The sequence below is a fragment of the Pseudomonas sp. B10(2017) genome (genome assembly GCF_002113295.1).
GTDB classification, from domain to species: domain Bacteria; phylum Pseudomonadota; class Gammaproteobacteria; order Pseudomonadales; family Pseudomonadaceae; genus Aquipseudomonas; species Aquipseudomonas pudica.
The window spans coordinates 67,765-84,364 of record NZ_NEJU01000021.1; the positions used below are offsets into that span (position 1 = coordinate 67,765).

At 63.6% G+C, this 16,600-nt stretch carries 16 protein-coding genes and 1 tRNA gene; 7 read left to right on the top strand and 10 right to left on the bottom strand.

Features of this window, described 5'->3' with window-relative positions; translation table 11 throughout:
- Positions 1–104: 104 nt before the first annotated feature.
- From CAF92_RS21760 to CAF92_RS21780, 5 genes are all read right to left on the bottom strand, one after another.
- On the bottom strand, positions 105–1,046 hold the full coding sequence (locus CAF92_RS21760; protein ID WP_003247410.1) for a ribose-phosphate pyrophosphokinase: 942 nt from the start codon (positions 1,044–1,046) through the stop codon (positions 105–107).
- 47 nt (positions 1,047–1,093) lie between these two features.
- Positions 1,094–1,168: transfer RNA gene (locus CAF92_RS21765), tRNA-Gln, on the bottom strand.
- Positions 1,169–1,188: 20 nt separating this feature from the next.
- Positions 1,189–2,049: a 4-(cytidine 5'-diphospho)-2-C-methyl-D-erythritol kinase gene (gene ispE / locus CAF92_RS21770; protein ID WP_085601909.1), complete on the bottom strand. Its 861-nt coding sequence runs from the start codon at positions 2,047–2,049 to the stop codon at positions 1,189–1,191.
- Positions 2,050–2,052: 3 nt separating this feature from the next.
- Positions 2,053–2,670, bottom strand: coding sequence for a lipoprotein insertase outer membrane protein LolB (gene lolB / locus CAF92_RS21775; RefSeq protein ID WP_046616010.1), 618 nt, complete (start codon positions 2,668–2,670; stop codon positions 2,053–2,055).
- A gap of 4 nt (positions 2,671–2,674) precedes the next feature.
- Complete coding sequence (locus CAF92_RS21780) at positions 2,675–4,396, bottom strand: tetratricopeptide repeat protein (RefSeq protein ID WP_085601910.1); 1,722 nt, start codon at positions 4,394–4,396, stop codon at positions 2,675–2,677.
- 376 nt (positions 4,397–4,772) lie between these two features.
- Between CAF92_RS21780 and hemA the strand changes: the two genes are divergently transcribed.
- The 6 genes from hemA (at position 4,773) to CAF92_RS21810 (ending at position 10,118) form a co-directional block, all read left to right on the top strand.
- Positions 4,773–6,050 carry a glutamyl-tRNA reductase gene (hemA, locus tag CAF92_RS21785; protein WP_085587332.1) on the top strand — a complete coding sequence of 426 codons (1,278 nt, stop codon included), beginning with the start codon at positions 4,773–4,775 and terminating at the stop codon, positions 6,048–6,050.
- Positions 6,047–7,129, top strand: coding sequence for a peptide chain release factor 1 (gene prfA / locus CAF92_RS21790; RefSeq protein ID WP_085601911.1), 1,083 nt, complete (start codon positions 6,047–6,049; stop codon positions 7,127–7,129). Before hemA ends, prfA begins: the two co-directional genes overlap by 4 nt.
- Positions 7,129–7,959, top strand: coding sequence for a peptide chain release factor N(5)-glutamine methyltransferase (prmC, locus tag CAF92_RS21795; protein WP_085601912.1), 831 nt, complete (start codon positions 7,129–7,131; stop codon positions 7,957–7,959). Before prfA ends, prmC begins: the two co-directional genes overlap by 1 nt.
- Entirely contained in the window at positions 7,953–8,708 is a 756-nt protein-coding gene (locus CAF92_RS21800) for a molybdopterin-synthase adenylyltransferase MoeB (protein ID WP_085601913.1), read from the top strand. The genes prmC and CAF92_RS21800 overlap by 7 nt, the downstream gene beginning before the upstream one ends.
- Positions 8,701–9,498 (top strand): glutamate racemase, encoded by a 798-nt coding sequence (murI, locus tag CAF92_RS21805; RefSeq protein ID WP_085601914.1) that lies wholly within the window; start codon positions 8,701–8,703, stop codon positions 9,496–9,498. The genes CAF92_RS21800 and murI overlap by 8 nt, the downstream gene beginning before the upstream one ends.
- 101 nt (positions 9,499–9,599) lie before the next feature.
- The gene (locus CAF92_RS21810) at positions 9,600–10,118 is read left to right on the top strand and encodes an acyloxyacyl hydrolase (protein WP_046616015.1); all 519 of its coding nucleotides are present in this window, start codon (positions 9,600–9,602) and stop codon (positions 10,116–10,118) included.
- A 300-nt stretch (positions 10,119–10,418) separates the two neighbouring features.
- Here CAF92_RS21810 and CAF92_RS21815 read toward each other — a convergent pair whose 3' ends face one another.
- The 5 genes from CAF92_RS21815 to CAF92_RS21835 form a co-directional block, all read right to left on the bottom strand.
- A complete protein-coding gene (locus CAF92_RS21815) occupies positions 10,419–11,120 on the bottom strand; it encodes an SDR family oxidoreductase (RefSeq protein ID WP_046616016.1) in 702 nt (233 codons plus the stop codon).
- Positions 11,117–12,559 carry a deoxyribodipyrimidine photo-lyase gene (gene phrB, locus CAF92_RS21820; RefSeq protein ID WP_085601915.1) on the bottom strand — a complete coding sequence of 481 codons (1,443 nt, stop codon included), beginning with the start codon at positions 12,557–12,559 and terminating at the stop codon, positions 11,117–11,119. The genes CAF92_RS21815 and phrB overlap by 4 nt, the downstream gene beginning before the upstream one ends.
- Positions 12,550–13,449 (bottom strand): MerR family transcriptional regulator, encoded by a 900-nt coding sequence (locus CAF92_RS21825; RefSeq protein WP_046616018.1) that lies wholly within the window; start codon positions 13,447–13,449, stop codon positions 12,550–12,552. The genes phrB and CAF92_RS21825 overlap by 10 nt, the downstream gene beginning before the upstream one ends.
- On the bottom strand, positions 13,439–14,407 hold the full coding sequence (locus CAF92_RS21830; RefSeq protein WP_085601916.1) for a DUF523 and DUF1722 domain-containing protein: 969 nt from the start codon (positions 14,405–14,407) through the stop codon (positions 13,439–13,441). Before CAF92_RS21830 ends, CAF92_RS21825 begins: the two co-directional genes overlap by 11 nt.
- Before the next feature lie 101 nt (positions 14,408–14,508).
- Positions 14,509–15,495, bottom strand: coding sequence for an NAD(P)/FAD-dependent oxidoreductase (locus CAF92_RS21835; RefSeq protein ID WP_046616020.1), 987 nt, complete (start codon positions 15,493–15,495; stop codon positions 14,509–14,511).
- Positions 15,496–15,681: 186 nt separating this feature from the next.
- Between CAF92_RS21835 and CAF92_RS21840 the strand changes: the two genes are divergently transcribed.
- On the top strand, positions 15,682–16,587 hold the full coding sequence (locus CAF92_RS21840) for a TIGR01777 family oxidoreductase (RefSeq protein ID WP_085601917.1): 906 nt from the start codon (positions 15,682–15,684) through the stop codon (positions 16,585–16,587).
- Positions 16,588–16,600 lie beyond the last annotated feature (13 nt).

The window sequence follows — 16,600 nt, forward strand, 5'->3', positions numbered from 1 at the left end:
GCCCCCCGAGGGCGTTTGCGACCAGCGCCAACGGGGATGGCAAAAAAGCCCCGCCCCAACAACCAGTGTTGGGGCGGGGCGCTTTTCGTCAGCGTGTGTTCCGCTTAGCGGAACATCGCGCTGATCGATTCTTCGTTGCTGATGCGGCGGACCGCTTCAGCGACAACCGGTGCGATATCCAGCTGGCGGATACGGTCACAGGCTTGAGCAGCGGCGGACAGCGGAACGGTGTTGGTCACCACCAGCTCGTCCAGTACCGACTTCTCGATGTTCTCGATCGCGCGGCCCGACAGGACAGGGTGCGTGCAGTAGGCGTAAACCTTTGCAGCGCCGTGTTCTTTCAGGGCTTTGGCCGCGTGGCACAGGGTGCCGGCGGTGTCGACCATGTCGTCTACCAGGATGCAGGTGCGCCCTTCGACGTCGCCGATGATATGCATGACCTCGGAGTGGTTAGCCTTCTCGCGGCGCTTGTCGATGATACCCAGGTCGACGCCCAGGGACTTGGCGACGGCACGTGCGCGCACGACACCACCGATGTCCGGGGAGACGATCATCAGGTTCTCGAAACGCTGGTCCTCGATATCGTCGACCAGTACGGGCGAGCCGTAGATGTTGTCGACCGGGATATCGAAGAAACCCTGGATCTGGTCAGCGTGCAGGTCGACGGTGAGTACACGGTCGATACCTACGACAGTGAGCATGTCAGCGACGACTTTGGCGCTGATGGCTACACGTGCCGAACGCGGACGGCGGTCCTGGCGGGCGTATCCGAAGTAAGGAATCACGGCGGTGATTCGGGATGCTGAGGAGCGGCGGAAGGCGTCGGCCATCACTACCAGTTCCATCAGGTTATCGTTGGTCGGGGCGCAGGTCGGCTGAATAATGAAGACGTCTTTACCGCGGACATTCTCATTGATCTCAGTGCTGATCTCGCCGTCGGAGAATTTACCGACAGAGACGTCACCGAGAGGGATATGCAGCTGACGTACGACACGCCGAGCCAGATCGGGGTTGGCATTCCCCGTAAAGACCATCATCTTGGACACGCGCAGTACCTGAAGGCTGAGGGTAACCTGGATGAGTATAAGGAAAATGGCAGGGGCGGCTGGATTCGAACCAACGCATGGCAGGATCAAAACCTGCTGCCTTACCGCTTGGCGACGCCCCTGTATCTGTTGCTGCGAACGCTTATGCGCTCGACTTCTTGACCAGACTTTGCAGCTTGCGATGCAACATCGAAACGTTGCTTCCTTTCGCCACAAACCCTGTTTGGGTCGCTGAAAGAAGGGCCAGAACTTTATCAGCTTCGGCTTTGCTTGGGAAGGCCCCAAACACACAACTTCCAGTACCGGTCAGTCGAGCCTCAGTGAATTTACCCAGTGAATTCAACGCATTGCGAACTTCCGGGTAACTCTGCTCTACCACCGGTTGGCAGTCATTTCGACTGTTTCCCTCGGGAACGGGGCGCATCTTAAGGGGGAGTGAATCACGTGTCAACTGTGGATGTGAAAAAATTTCTACTGTGCTGACAGACACTTGCGGCACCAGCACGACATACCACGGCTCGTCCGGGTCGACCGGGGTCAGTTGTTCACCCACGCCCTGGGCGAACGCCGCGTGGCCGCGCACGAATACCGGTACGTCGGCGCCCAGGCTCAGGCCCAGTGTGGCCAGGCGGTCTTCGTCCCAGTCCAGTTGCCACAGGTGGGCGAGGGCCAACAGGGTAGTGGCGGCATCCGAACTGCCACCGCCGATGCCGCCGCCCATGGGTAGCACCTTGCTCAGCCAGATGTCGGCGCCCATCGTCGTGCCGGATTGTTCCTGCAGCTTGCGCGCGGCACGCACGATCAGGTTGCTGTCGTGCGGCACCGCCTCGACCTCGGTATGCAGGCGGATCACACCGTCGTCACGCACGGCAAAGCTCAGTTCGTCGCCGTGATCGAGAAACTGGAACACGGTTTCCAGCTCGTGATAGCCGTCCGCGCGGCGGCCGATGATGTGCAGCCACAGGTTGAGCTTGGCCGGGGCGGGCAGGGTAAGGGTTTGCATGTATCAGTGCCCCAGCTGGCGCGGCTGCCAGTCCTTGACCACCAGGGTCACGTCGAGGTCCTTGCCGTGCAGCTTCAGCCGCTCGGGCAGCCAGTAGCCGTTCTGTTCGGTGTAGCTCAGGTACTGCACCTGCCAGCCATCCTGGTCGAGGCTAGCCAGGCGGCTATCGCCGTCCAGGGTCAGCTTGCTCTTGCTGTCGGGGGCGGGCAGGCCGCGTACCCACCAGACCAGGTGCGAGACCGGCAACTGCCAGCCCAGCTGTTCTTCCAGCAGTGCTTCGGGGCTGGGGGCCTCGTAGCGGCCCTGGTTGGCCACTTCCAGTACCACGCCGCCGGGGCGGCCGGTCAGGCGTGCGGCGCCACGGCCCAACGGGCCGGCCAGGCGAATGTCGTAGTAGTCCTGGCGTTGCAGCCAGAACAGTGTGCCGCTGCCGGAGTCGCGCGGGGCGCGGATACCGACCTTGCCGTTGATCTGCCAGCCATCGAGGCTGCTCAGCTGCTCTTTATGGGCGCGCCACTGCTGCGGGTCGCCGTGGCCCTGCAGGGCCTCGCGGCTACCGAAGCCGGCGCAGCCGGCCAGCAGGGCGATCAGGGTGAAGGTAATGCAATGGCGCAGGAACATGGCGTTAGAGAGTCTCGGATCCGGTCAGGCGCAGGATGGTCTTGCGCAGGATGGGGCTGTCGGCCTGGGCTTCGAAGCCCTTGGCCCAGACCTGGCGGGCTTCGCGGCGCTTGCCGTTGGCCCATAGCACTTCGCCCAGATGGGCGGCTACTTCGTGGTCGGGGAAGCTGGCAAAGGCCTTGCGCAGGTAGGTTTCAGCCTCGTCGAGCTTGCCCTGGCGGTAATTGACCCAGCCCATGCTGTCGAGCACCGCCGGGTCGTCCGGGGTCAGCTGATGAGCCTTTTCGATCAGCGCCCTGGCTTCGCTGTAACGGGTGGTGCGGTCGGCCAGGGTGTAGCCGAGCGCGTTCAGGGCCATTGCGTTTTCCGGTTCGCGCGCGATGATGGCACGCAGGTCTTTTTCCATCTGCGGCAGGTCATCACGCTTTTCGGCCAGCATGGCGCGGGTGTACAGCAGGTTGAGGTCGTCCGGGTAGCGCTGGATGGCTTGCTGCAGCACCTGGCTGGCCTGGGCGTCCTTGTTGTTGTTGCTGTAGCTTTCCGATTCGATCAGGAACAGCTGGATGGCGTAGTCCGGCTGGGCTTCGCGGGCATCGGCGAGCAGGCGTGAGGCTTCGGTACCACGGCCGTTGGCGATCAGGATGTCGGCCTGGCGCAGTTGCGCCGGCAGGTAGTCGGGGCCCGGGCCGACCAGGGCGTATTCACGCAGGGCGCCTGCGGGGTCGTGGCGCTCCTCGCGGATGCGGCCCAGGTTCAGGTGCGCGGCGTCGACGTTGCTGTCGCGTTCGATCAGCTCCTGCAGGTAGCCCTCGGCTTCATCCCAGTCCTTGTTTTCAAGGCACACCAAGGCCAGCGAATAGCGCAGTTCGTCGTCCTCGGGGTATTGCTGGACCAGGCTGAGGAACTCGCCCTTGGCATCGGCGATGCGGTCCTGTTCGACCAGGGTGCGGGCGTAGGTCAGACGCAGGCGCTTGTCGTCCGGGTTGTCGCGAATCGCCCCGCGCAGCAGTGGAAGGGCCTCCGGGCCACGGTTCAGGGCTTGCAGCAGGCGCGCGCGCAGCAGGATCGGGGCGACTTCGCCGTTTTGTGGTGGGTGCGACTCGAGCAGTTCCAAGGCTTCTTCGGCCTTGCCGTCCTGGTTCAGCAGCAGGGCCTTGCCGAACACCAGCTGGTTGTTGTCCGGGTACTTCACCAGCAGGCGTTCGAAGCTTTGGAGCAGGCCGTCGCGGGTGCTCTGGTCGGTTTCTGCGGCGGACAGGGCGAGGAAATCGAAATGGGTGTCGCCCTGGCCCTGCAGTACCTTTTCCATGTATGTCATGGAGTCGTCATAGCGGCCGGCGCGGGCAAGCTGGATGGCGGCGGCGCGCTGGGCGTCGAGGTTCTGCGGGTCGTTGCGGGCCCAGACCAGGGCGTTGTCCAGTGCCGGTTCGTCGGCACCGAGGTATTCGGCAATGCGGTAGGCGCGTTCGGAAACCCCCGGGTCCTGGGTTTTCGCAGCCTGGTCGGTGTAGTTGGCCAAGGCGATGTCGAAGCGGTTGCGCTGGCCGGCCAGCTCCGCCACCAGCAGGCTATAGAGCGTGTCCTGCTTGAACGAGCCATACACCACGGGCTTTTCCGCCTCGCTCTTGCCGGCCTCGGCGACGGGAGGCTCGGCCTTTTGCGGGGCCAGGCTCTGGCAGCCCTGGAGCAGGGCGAAGGCAAGCAGCAATGCGTATGGTTTGTTCATAGAAGGCTTTAAGAGGACTCACCGGCGGTCGGAGCATGATGACACAAGCGCGTGGGCAAACCCACCTGCGAAGGTATGAAGCTGCGCTTCGCTTATGCAGACCGCGCTGTGCCCGCGCGGTTCGCCGCAGAGCCTGCCACGGCGCCCATAACACAGAATTATCGCTATTGCTCTTGCTCTTGCTTCTAAGCGCGCGAAGATCAAGATCAAGATCAAAAGCCAGATCAAAAGCGGGAGTGTGAGCTGAAGTTGCCGCTGATGCTGGCCTGGAGCCGGCGATAGCCGCACGACTATCAGCGCAATAGCGAACGGTGGTTGTCCTGAAACCTGCGAAAGAGGACAATTATCGGCTTCCCGTCACAACCAGCGACCTTGCATGGCCTTTCTTGCACTTGGTATCAACCATAAGACTGCCTCGGTAGACGTACGCGAGCGCGTGGCGTTTACCCCAGAGCAGCTGGTAGACGCCCTGCAGCAGCTCTGCCGACTGACATCCAGCCGCGAAGCGGCGATTCTGTCGACCTGCAACCGTAGCGAGCTCTACATCGAGCAGGACCACCTGTCCGCCGATGTCGTGCTGCAATGGCTCGCCGACTACCACCGCCTCAGCCTGGACGAGCTGCGCGCCAGCGCCTACGTGCACGAAGAGCACGAGGCGGTGAAGCACATGATGCGGGTGGCCTCCGGCCTGGACTCGCTGGTGCTCGGCGAGCCGCAGATCCTCGGCCAGATGAAGTCCGCCTACGCGGTGGCGCGCGAGGCCGGCACCGTCGGCCCGTTGCTCGGGCGCCTGTTCCAGGCCACTTTCAGCGCCGCCAAGCAGGTGCGCACCGACACGGCCATCGGTGAAAACCCGGTGTCGGTGGCGTTTGCCGCAGTCAGCCTGGCCAAGCAGATCTTCAGCGACCTGGGCCGCAGCCAGGCCCTGCTGATCGGTGCCGGCGAAACCATCACCCTGGTCGCGCGCCACCTGCATGAGCAGGGCGTGCGCCGCATCGTCGTGGCCAACCGTACCCTGGAGCGGGCCAGCATCCTGGCCGAGCAGTTCGGTGCGCACGCCGTTCTGCTGGCCGACATCCCTCAGGAACTGGCCAACAGCGACATCGTCATCAGCTCCACCGCCAGCCAGTTGCCGATCCTTGGCAAGGGTGCGGTCGAGAGCGCGCTGAAGCAGCGCCGGCACAAGCCGATTTTCATGGTCGACATTGCCGTACCGCGCGATATAGAAACCGAAGTCGGCGAACTGGACGACGTCTACCTGTACACTGTCGATGACCTGCACGATGTGGTGGCAGAAAACCTCAAAAGTCGCCAGGGCGCGGCCCAGGCCGCCGAAGAGCTGGTGTCGGTGGGGGCTGAAGACTTCATGCTGCGCCTGCGAGAGCTGGCCGCGGTGGATGTGCTCAAGGCCTATCGCCAGCAAAGCGAGCGCCTGCGCGACGAAGAACTGCAAAAGGCCCAGCGGCTGCTGGCCAACGGCGGCAACCCCGAAGAGGTACTGGCCCAACTGGCCCGGGGGCTGACCAACAAACTCCTGCACGCGCCCAGCGTGCAATTGAAAAGGCTCTCGGCCGAGGGCCGCCTCGATGCGCTGGCCATGGCCCAGGAACTCTTTGCCCTCAACGAGGGCTCGACGGACAAATCCCCGCAATGAAAGCGTCGCTGCTGAACAAACTGGAAATCCTCCAGGACCGCTTCGAAGAACTCACCGCACTGCTCGGTGATGCCGAGGTCATTTCCGACCAGACGCGCTTTCGCGCCTATTCCCGTGAGTACGCCGAAGTCGAGCCGGTCTACGCTGCTTATAAAGAGTGGCGCAAAGTCCAGGACGACCTCGAAGGTGCCCAGGCGCTGCTCAAGGATAGTGACCCGGACCTGCGTGAAATGGCCGTGGAAGAAGTGCGTGAAGCCAAGGAACAACTGCTGACGCTGGAGTCGCAACTGCAACGCATGCTGTTGCCCAAGGACCTCAACGACGGCCGCAACGTGTTCCTCGAAATCCGTGCCGGCACCGGTGGCGACGAGGCGGCAATCTTCTCCGGCGACCTGTTTCGCATGTATTCGCGCTACGCCGAAAAGCGTGGCTGGCGCCTGGAAATTCTATCCGAGAACGAAGGCGAGCACGGCGGCTACAAGGAAATCATCGCCCGCGTCGAAGGTGAGAGCGTGTACGGCAAGCTCAAGTTCGAGTCCGGCGCGCACCGCGTACAGCGCGTGCCCGAGACCGAATCCCAGGGCCGTATCCACACCTCCGCGTGCACCGTGGCAGTACTGCCCGAGCCGGACGAACAGGCGGCCATCGAGATCAACCCGGCCGACCTGCGCGTGGACACCTACCGCGCATCCGGTGCTGGCGGCCAGCACGTCAACAAGACCGATTCGGCGATCCGTATCACCCACTTGCCCACCGGTATCGTGGTCGAGTGCCAGGAAGAGCGCTCGCAGCACAAGAACCGTGCCCGCGCCATGTCCTGGCTGTCGGCCAAGCTCAACGACATGCAGACCAGCGCCGCGCAGAACGCCATCGCCACCGAGCGCAAGCTGCTGGTCGGCTCGGGTGACCGTTCCGAGCGCATCCGTACGTACAATTATCCACAGGGCCGGGTGACCGACCACCGCATCAACCTGACCCTGTACTCGCTGGACGACATCCTCGCCGGCGGCGTGGAGGCTGTGATCGAACCGCTGCTGGCCGAATACCAGGCCGATCAACTGGCCGCCCTGGGGGACTGATGACCATCATCGCCAGCCTGCTGCGCAACGCGCAGTTGCCAGAATCGCCCACCGAACGGCTGGATGCCGAGCTGCTGTTGGCTGCGGCCATCGGCAAGTCGCGCAGCTACCTGCACACCTGGCCCGAGCGAATCGTCAGCAGCGAAGATGCCGAGACCTATGCCGGCTACCTGCAGCGCCGCCGTGGCGGCGAGCCGGTCGCCTACATTCTCGGGCTGCAGGGCTTCTGGAAGATCGACCTGGAGGTGGCGCCGCATACCCTGATCCCGCGGCCGGATACCGAGCTGCTGGTCGAAGCCGCGCTTGAACTGCAACCTGCCACACCGGCCAAGATCCTTGACCTGGGCACCGGCACCGGCGCGATTGCCCTGGCCCTGGCCAGCGATCGCCCGGCCTGGCAGGTAACTGCAGTGGACCGGGTGGAGGAGGCCGCCGCCCTGGCCGAACGCAACCGCCAGCGCCTGGGCCTGGCGAACGCCCAGGTACGGCTCAGCCACTGGTTCGACAGCCTGGCCGGCGAGCGCTTCGACCTGATTGTCAGCAATCCGCCCTACATCGCCGCCGCAGACCCGCACTTGGTCGCCGGTGATGTACGTTTCGAACCCAGCAGCGCGCTGGTGGCCGGTGCCGATGGCCTGGACGACCTGCGGGTAATCGCTGCCCAGGCCCCGGAGCACCTGGTGCCGGGCGGCTGGTTACTGCTGGAACACGGCTACGATCAGGCAGCGGCGGTGCGTGCCTTGCTGGCTGAACAAGGCTTCATCGAGGTTGCCAGCCGCACGGACCTGGGCGGCCATGAACGCATTACCCTGGGGCGCCTGCCATGCTGAGTGATCAGGAACTGCTGCGGTACAGCCGGCAGGTATTGCTGGCCCAGATCGACATCGATGGCCAGTTGCGGCTCAAGCAGAGCAAGGCGCTGATCGTCGGGCTCGGTGGCCTTGGCTCGCCAGTCGCCTTGTACCTGGCCGCTGCCGGGGTGGGTGAGCTGCACCTGGCCGACTTCGACACCGTCGACCTGACCAACCTGCAACGCCAGGTGATCCACGACAGTTCCAGCGTCGGCATGAGCAAGGTCGATTCGGCCTTGCAGCGCTTGCAGGCGATCAACCCGGAAATCAGCCTGGTTGCCCATCGCCAGGCTCTGGACGAGGACTCGCTGGCGGCCGCTGTGGCAGCGGTCGACCTGGTGCTGGACTGCTCTGACAATTTTGGTACCCGCGAGGCGGTCAACGCCGCCTGTGTCGCGGCTGGCAAGCCGCTGGTCAGCGGTGCGGCGATCCGCCTGGAAGGGCAGTTGTCAGTATTCGACCCACGGCGTGATTACAGCCCTTGCTACCACTGCCTGTACGGCCATGGCAGCGAAGCCGAACTGACCTGCAGCGAAGCCGGCGTGATCGGCCCGCTGGTGGGCCTGGTGGGCAGCCTGCAGGCGCTGGAGGCGATGAAGCTGCTGGCCGGGTTCGGCGAGCCGCTGGTTGGCCGCCTGCTGCTGATCGATGCTTTGGGCACTCGTATCCGCGAACTGCGGGTCAAGCGCGACCCGGCCTGTGCAGTCTGTGGCAAGCGCGATGGCTGAGCGTTCGGCGCCGGTCGGCGTGATGGACTCCGGGGTCGGCGGCTTGTCGGTACTCGCCGAGATCCAGCGCCTGCTGCCCAACGAGACGCTGCTTTACGTGGCCGATTGCGGCCACATACCTTACGGCGAAAAGTCGCCAGACTATATCCGTGAGCGTCTCCGACGCATTGCTGCGTTCTTCCATGAACAGGGCGCAAAGGCCATGGTACTGGCCTGCAATACCGCCACAGTGGCGGCGGTGGCCGACCTGCGCGAGTTGTACCCGACCTGGCCGCTGGTGGGCATGGAGCCGGCAGTAAAGCCCGCTGCCGCCGCCACGCGCTCGGGCGTGGTCGGTGTGCTGGCCACCACCGGTACCCTGCAGAGCGCCAAGTTCGCCGCCTTGCTCGACCGCTTTGCCAATGACGTGCAGGTCATCACCCAACCTTGCCCGGGGCTGGTCGAGCTGATCGAGACCGGCGACCTTACCAGCCCGGCGCTGCGCCAGTTGCTGCAAGGTTATGTGCAGCCGTTGCTGGCCGCTGGCTGCGACACGCTGATCCTTGGATGCACCCATTACCCCTTCCTGCGCCCGTTGCTGGCCGAAATGGTGCCAGCCGACGTTGCCATCATCGACACCGGTGCCGCAGTGGCGCGCCAACTGCAGCGGCTGCTGGGCGCGGATGACCTGCTGGCCGACGGGCCGGCCCGGGAGACCCGCTTCTGGACCAGTGCCGATCCGCAATCTCTTAGAAAGATCCTACCTTTGCTGTGGCATAAGTCGGAAAGTGTGCATAGCTTTTCATTGTGAAAAAAACGTGAAAATAAGCTGAACTATCGTACCACTACCGTTTTCTATCGCTTTGCCTGACATGAGGCGGATACCAAAAACAGCAAAGAAGGATGTTGCTCATGAAGAAGCTGCTCGGCTTGGCGGCGGTTGCCGTCTTCACCCTGGGGCACTCACTGGCGGCGCAGGCTGCCGACGTTTCGTTTTCGGTGGGGCAGACCGGGGACTCGACCATGGTCTACCGGTTGGGGCTGCAATCGAATTGGGACGCGAGCTGGTGGCAAACCAGCGTCGGTCGCCTGACAGGGTACTGGGATGGGGCCTACACCTATTGGGATGGTGACGAGACTGCGAGCAACCATAGCCTCTCGTTCGCGCCGGTGTTCGTCTACGAGTTTGCCGGAGAATCGGTGAAACCATACATCGAGGCGGGGATTGGCGTGGCGGCGTTTTCCAGCACCGAGTTGGAAGACAACGAATTGGGTTCGGCATTCCAGTTCGAGGACCGTATCGGCTTTGGATTGCGCTTTGCCGGTGGCCACGAGATTGGCGTGCGGGCGATTCACTATTCCAACGCAGGCATCAAGCAGCCCAACGATGGGGTGGAGAGCTATACCCTGCATTATCGCATGGCGCTCTGAGCTCTCCTGTGCCGGCCTCTTCGCGGGTGAATCCGCTCCCACAGGGGGCTTACATAGCTTGAGATCTATGAGGTACCTGGGGGAGCAACTGTCTTGCTCCGTTACTCAGGCTACCTCGTCACCTTGTAGGAGCAGCCTTGTGCTGCGAAGAAGCCATTACTGCAGAAGAACATCTGCTGCCCTACTGTCCTCTTCGCAGCACAAGGCTGCTCCTACAGGTTATGCGCATGACTTCAAGCCGATGCGGTCGAGGCGGGAGCCGGCTTGCCGGCGATAAGGCCGCTACGGTCACCACATCAATTACTTGTGTGACAAAGGCCACAGGCCATTGAGATCCAGAGCTTCCAGTACAAGCTCGGGCTCCCTCTGCGGCCACCGCCGCAGCAGCTCTTCTGCCGCACTCTGCGGCGTCCATGCCTCCGGTATCGCGTGCGCCGGTGTTACAGGTGTTTTCAAAGACTGCGGTCCCACCACGGTCAGCTCAACCCCTTGCGCCTTCAACGCCTGACGCTGCTCGCGCATCCATTGCGGCATGTTGTTCCAGCCCGCAGGCACCTGCGTCGGTGCATGCAATTGCAGCGCCGAATAACGGTTGAATACCGCCATCACCTGCGGCGAGTCACCCTTCGCCAGCAAAGGCAGCGCACTGGCCAGGCAATGCTCGCCGGCCAATTGGTTGTCAGTGACGATAGCCTCGAACAACTCGCTGTCCGCCACATCGTCCGCCAGGTAATCGCTGGTACCCGCATTGATGATCAAGCCGTCCAGTGCGCACCAGGCATGGCATATCTGCTGGCCGGCCTGGGCCGCCTGATGCTCTTCGTGCAGCTGCCACGGCACGCGCAGCAGCTGGCTGCCATAGCGCTCAGCCAAGGCATCCAGTGCCTCGCCATGCTTGGCGCTTGCAGCTACCCGATGTCCTTGCTCGAGCAACTCTTCCACTAACGCCAGGCCTAGTCCGTTGCCTGCTCCCGTCACCCAGATACTGCGTGCGTTGTTCAAGATGCTGCCCTCTGATACTGCCGGCGCGGGAGGTTCTTGAATGCCTCCAGTGCGCGCTGACGACTTCTGTCGAGATCGACAATTGGACTGTGGTAGGAATATCTAGCAAAAAGATCGGCCGACTTCATGGGGAAATGAATGGCTTTTTCATCCAGCCCCTGCAATTCCGGTAGCCAGTGCCGAATGAAACGCCCCTGCGGGTCGAAACGCTGCGACTGTGAAACCGGGTTGAAGATGCGGAAGTAGGGCACTGCGTCGGTGCCAGTGGATGCGCTCCACTGCCAGCCGCCGTTGTTGGCGGCCAGGTCGCCGTCTATCAGGTGGCGCATGAAATGCCGCTCGCCCTTGCGCCAGTCGATCAACAGGTTCTTGCTGAGGAACATGGCCACGATCATGCGCAGGCGGTTGTGCATCCACCCTGTATCCAGCATTTGGCGCATGGCGGCGTCGATGATCGGGAACCCGGTTCGGCCCTGTTCCCAGGCTTCGAGGTCGTCCGGTGCGTCGCGCCAGGGCAGCGCTTCGGTCTGGGCGCGGAAGGCGCGGTGACGCGAGACCTGTGGATAACCAGTCAGGATATGTTTGTAGAATTCACGCCAGAGCAGTTCGTTGATCCAGGTTTGCACACCGCTGCTGCCGCTGTCGAACTCGCCGCGGTTGCTGGCCAGGGCACCGTGCAGGCACTGGCGCGGCGAGATCACGCCTGCGGCGAGGTAGGCCGAGAGCTGGCTGGTGCCGGGCTTGGCAGGCAAGTCACGCAGCTGTTGGTAGTCGTCGATGGTTTCGTCGAGAAAACGGGTCAGCCGCGCCTGCGCTTCGGCTTCGCCGGCCGGCCAGTGGTCGCGCAGTGCTTGCGCAGGTTTTTCGAAGCCGTCCACATGCTGAGGGATCGGGTCGCTGCTGACCTGCAACGGTGCCTGACGTTTCACCCGGTGAGCCAAGGCGGGGAGGCTGTGGTGCAGGTGCTCCAGGCAGTTCTTCCTGAACTGGCTGAACACCTGGAAATAGTCGCCGCTGCGGGTAAGGATGGTGTCAGGGCGGAACAACAGCTGGTCGAGGTGGCTGTGGGCCTGGATGGACGACTTTTCCAGCAGCATGCGGGTGGCGTCGTCGCGACGTTGCTCGTTGATGCCGTACTCTTCGTTCCAGTGCACGCTTTGCACCTGATGTTGGCGACAGACATCGAGTACGGCCTGTGGCGCCTGGTCCCAGGTGTCGATCTTGCGGATCAGCAGGGGGATGTTCAGTCGCTCCAGCGACTGGCGTAGGTCGCGCAGGTTGCGCAGCCAGAAGTCGACTTTGCAGGCGGCGTCGTCGTGGGCCAGCCATTGCCCGGGGCTCACCAGCCACAGGGCGAGGGTCGGGCCGCGTTCGCTGGCGGCGCTGAGCGCGGTGTTGTCATCGATGCGCAGGTCGCTGCGCAGCCAGGTCAGGTGCATGGTGCGATCATCTCTCCAGGCTGGCGGCCGTGGGCTTGCAGCAAACGCAATGCCGCCTGTGGGGTATCGAACAGGGCAAGGTTGGGTAGCCTGAGGGCACGCAGGCGGGCTTCATGCAGTGCCAGCGTCGGTCCGCCGACCAAGGTCGGCACGAGCAGGTTGGACAGGGTACGTTGCAGCGCCTTGTCATCGATGCGTGGCCCCAGGTGCAGCAGCACGGCTCGCGGCTTGAGCATGGTGACGGCGCGTTGCAGATGCGCGCCGGTGATGGTGTGCTCCAGCACTTCGACCGGCAGGCCGTTGCTGGTGAACAGCCAGGCGCACAACCACAAATCGGGGCTGAAGGTGTGTTCGCTGTCTTCGGCCAGCAAGATGGCAGGGCCTTGCAGCAACTGGTTGTCGTGGTAGACCCGGGCGCCCAGCTTGCTGCGCAGCCAGCTGTGGAAAAACACCTGCTCCAGCCGTGCATTGAAATAGTTGCGCCAGCGCAGGTCGAGGAGATCGAGCAGTGGCAACAGCAATTGTTCGCACAGCGTGACGGCCGGATACAGGGCCATGGCCTGGTTGAGCTGCTGGTCGAGGGCGCGCTGCGACAGCGTTGCGATGGCTTCGATCAGCTGGAGCTGCCGGGCTTGCCAGTCGCCTTTCGGTGGCGAGCTGGCCGGCTTGTCGAGCAGCTCGCGTACCTGGCCGACGGAGGCGCCGCGTTGCAGCCAGGCCAGGATCGCCTCGACGCGTTCGACCTGCTCCAGCGGATACAGGCGATGGCCCTTGGCGGTACGCTGGGGCTTGAGCAGGCCGTAGCGGCGCTCCCAGGCGCGCAGGGTGACGGGATTGACGCCGGTGCGGCGAGCCAGTTCGCCGATGGGCAACAGGATTTCAGACGGCATTGCGCAAGCCCAGGCGCTCGGGATGCGGCTGCAGGTAGGCCTGCTGCTGCAGATACGGATCGGGGTGCTTGCGCAAATGGTGCTTGAGCAGGGTCAACGGCACTATCAGAGGCACAACGCCTTGCTGGTACTGGCCGATGATGGCTTGCAGCTCGGCTTTGTCCTGCTGTGTGAGGGTATCTTTGAAGTAGCCGCTCAGATGCTGCAGCACGTTGCAATGAGTGCCACGGCTGGCACAGCGACGCAGAGCTTGCATCAACTGGCTGAAATAGCGCGGGCCGAAGCTTTGCGGGTCATCGTCCTTGCTCATGCTGCCGAGCATGCGCCCGAGGCTGCGGTAGGCCTGCGGGTTGTTAGCCATCAGCAGGTACTTGTAGCGCGAATGGAACCGTACCAGGGCGCCACGGCTCAGGCCTTCGGCCAGCAGGCGCTGCCAGTCGGCGTAGGCGTACACGCGGCTGATGAAGTTCTCGCGCAGCACAGGGTCGTGCAGGCGGCCTTCTTCTTCCACCGGCAGGTCCGGGCGCCGTGCGCAGAACGCCTGGGCGTATACGCCCCGCCCACCGTGCAAGGCCGGGTGGCCATTTTCCTGGTACACCTTGACCCGTTCCAGGCCACAGGAAGGCGATTTCTGCATGAAGATGTAGCCGCAGATATCGTCGAGTTCGACTGCCATTTGCTCGCCGTAGCTGCGCAGAGGGCCGGTCAGGTCCATGCCGGGGTTGCGGGTACCTACCACTTCCGGCCGGTCGGGGTTGCCGACCAGGCGGATCGGGTCGCGCGGTACGCCCAGGCCGATGGCCACCTCCGGGCACACCGGTAACCAGTCGAAATGTTCCTCGAGTTGCATACGGCACAGGTCGGAGGCCTTGTGGCCGCCGTTATAGCGCACGCTGTGCCCGGTCAGGCAGGCGCTGATGGCGATGCGCGGCTTGCTGTGGGCGGATGGGTCGTGCATGGGCTGTCTCCAAGAAACCTGTACGAGACTAAAAATTTGTACAGGTTCATTCCAGCACAGCCCGGAAGTTATGCAAACCAGTTTTTTTGTATAACCCTACATCACTCGAGGTGTTCGAGCAGCCGACGCGCTGCTTCCTGGCCGCTGAGCCAGGCGCCTTCGACACGGCCGGACAGGCACCAGTCGCCGCACGCGTACAAGCCCTGGTCAGCATCGGCCAGCGCGCCCCATTCATGGTTGCTGCTCGGGCGGGCATACAGCCAGCGGTGGGCCAAGGCAAACGTAGGGGCCGGCACCACGCAGCCAACCAGTTCGGCGAACTCTCCCCACAGCTGTTCGATCACTTCTTCCTTGGGCAGGTCGATGTGTTGCCGGCTCCAGTCCGGGGTGGCGTGCAGTACCCAGGTGTCGAGGTGCTCGTCGCGCCCGGGCTTGCTGCGGTTGCGCGCCAGCCAGTCGAGCGGGTTGTCCTGCACGAAGCAGCCTTGCATCGGGGTGTCCAGCGGGGTCTGGAAGGCCAGGGCGACGGCCCAGGTGGGTTCCATCTGTACGCCGGCGGCAACCGCAGCGAGCTTCGGGGTAGAGGCCAGCAGCGGCGTGGCCTGCGGTGCCGGCACGGCGATCACCACGCGGCTGTAGGGGCCGTGGCTGCAGCCTTCGGTGTCCTGCAGGTGCCAGTACTGCTTGCCGCGGAACACTTCGGCGATGCGGCAACCGAAGTTGACCGTCACGTCCTTGAGAAGGCCGCGGGTGATTGCACTCATGCGCGGCACCCCCACCCAGCGCGTCTGCTCGTCGGGGGAGGGGCTGAGTTCACCATCGCGGTAATTGTACAGCTGTGGCTTCCATTGCTCGGCCCAACCAGCGGCAACCCACTGCTGTACCTGCTCGACAAAGCGCCGGTCACGGGCGGTGAAATACTGGGCGCCGAGGTCCAGCGCGCCAGCTTCGCTGCGCTTGCTGGCCATGCGCCCGCCACTGCCGTGGCCTTTGTCGAACAAATGCACGGATTGCCCGGCCTTCTGCAAGGCCTGGGCGGCTGACAGACCGGCGATACCGGCCCCGATGATGGCAATAGGTACTGTCATGATGGCCTCTTCAAACCTTGCTGTAAGCAGACTACGCTGTCAGGCAAACCTGTACAATGCTCAAATGTTGTATAAGGTTATTCCGTGTTGCAGGCAGGTTGGCCTATGTTTATCCGAGAGCGTCGGGTCAAAAAAGTGCCTTGATGTTAAAAATAGACCACCGCCGCATTCTGCGAGGACACAGCCATGCATATATTGCTGACAGGCGGCACCGGGTTGATTGGCAAGCACCTGTGCCAGTACTGGCTCGGCCAGGGTCATCGCTTGACGGTATGGAGCCGGCGACCCGAGCAGGTGCCGAAAATCTGTGGGGCCGGCGTGCGTGGCATTGCCCGCCTTGAGGAACTGGAGGCGGATGATCACCTGGACGCAGTGATCAACCTGGCCGGCGCGCCGATTGCCGATCGGCCTTGGACGGCGGCCCGGCGCAACCTGCTGTGGGCCAGCCGCGTCACCCTCACCGAGCAGCTGCTGGCCTGGCTGGGCAGCCGCGAACAGCGCCCGGAAGTGCTGATCTCCGGCTCTGCGGTGGGCTGGTACGGAGACGGTGGCGAACGCGAGCTGACCGAGGCTTCGCCGCCGGTGCGAGAAGATTTTGCCAGCCAGCTGTGCATCGCCTGGGAAGAGACGGCGCTGCGTTCCCAGGCCCAGGGCATTCGCGTGGTGCTGGTGCGTACCGGCTTGGTGCTGGCCAGTGACGGCGGCTTTTTGTCGCGCCTGCGGCTGCCCTTCAAACTGGGGCTGGGCGGGCCTTTGGGCGACGGGCGGCAGTGGATGCCTTGGGTTCATATAGAAGACCAGGTCGCCCTGATTGATTTTCTCTTGCAGCACAAGGATGCCAGCGGTCCTTATAATGCCTGCGCCCCGGAGCCGGTGCGCAACCGCGAGTTTGCCAGGCGCCTGGGCCGCACCTTGCACCGGCCGGCGTTGCTGCCAGTGCCGGCACTGCTGCTCAGGGCCGGGCTGGGTGAACTGTCGACCCTGCTGCTCGGCGGCCAGCGCGCCCGCCCGGTACGCTTGCTGGCGGCAGGCTTCAACTTCCGCTTCAACGATTTGCAATCGGCCCTGGACAACCTGTCCAGCCGCCTCTGACATAGGATGCTGC

Excerpts from the sequence above, each read along its gene's own strand:
- CAF92_RS21810 (WP_046616015.1), top strand. The coding sequence starts at position 9,600 with ATGAAGAAGCTGCTCGGCTTGGCGGCGGTTGCCGTCTTCACCCTGGGG.
- ispE (WP_085601909.1), bottom strand. The coding sequence starts at position 2,049 with ATGCAAACCCTTACCCTGCCCGCCCCGGCCAAGCTCAACCTGTGGCTG.
- hemA (WP_085587332.1), top strand. The coding sequence starts at position 4,773 with ATGGCCTTTCTTGCACTTGGTATCAACCATAAGACTGCCTCGGTAGAC.
- CAF92_RS21830 (WP_085601916.1), bottom strand. The coding sequence starts at position 14,407 with ATGCACGACCCATCCGCCCACAGCAAGCCGCGCATCGCCATCAGCGCC.
- CAF92_RS21825 (WP_046616018.1), bottom strand. The coding sequence starts at position 13,449 with ATGCCGTCTGAAATCCTGTTGCCCATCGGCGAACTGGCTCGCCGCACC.
- CAF92_RS21780 (WP_085601910.1), bottom strand. The coding sequence starts at position 4,396 with ATGAACAAACCATACGCATTGCTGCTTGCCTTCGCCCTGCTCCAGGGC.
- lolB (WP_046616010.1), bottom strand. The coding sequence starts at position 2,670 with ATGTTCCTGCGCCATTGCATTACCTTCACCCTGATCGCCCTGCTGGCC.
- CAF92_RS21840 (WP_085601917.1), top strand. The coding sequence starts at position 15,682 with ATGCATATATTGCTGACAGGCGGCACCGGGTTGATTGGCAAGCACCTG.
- prfA (WP_085601911.1), top strand. The coding sequence starts at position 6,047 with ATGAAAGCGTCGCTGCTGAACAAACTGGAAATCCTCCAGGACCGCTTC.
- phrB (WP_085601915.1), bottom strand. The coding sequence starts at position 12,559 with ATGCACCTGACCTGGCTGCGCAGCGACCTGCGCATCGATGACAACACC.
- CAF92_RS21800 (WP_085601913.1), top strand. The coding sequence starts at position 7,953 with ATGCTGAGTGATCAGGAACTGCTGCGGTACAGCCGGCAGGTATTGCTG.
- CAF92_RS21835 (WP_046616020.1), bottom strand. The coding sequence starts at position 15,495 with ATGACAGTACCTATTGCCATCATCGGGGCCGGTATCGCCGGTCTGTCA.
- prmC (WP_085601912.1), top strand. The coding sequence starts at position 7,129 with ATGACCATCATCGCCAGCCTGCTGCGCAACGCGCAGTTGCCAGAATCG.
- murI (WP_085601914.1), top strand. The coding sequence starts at position 8,701 with ATGGCTGAGCGTTCGGCGCCGGTCGGCGTGATGGACTCCGGGGTCGGC.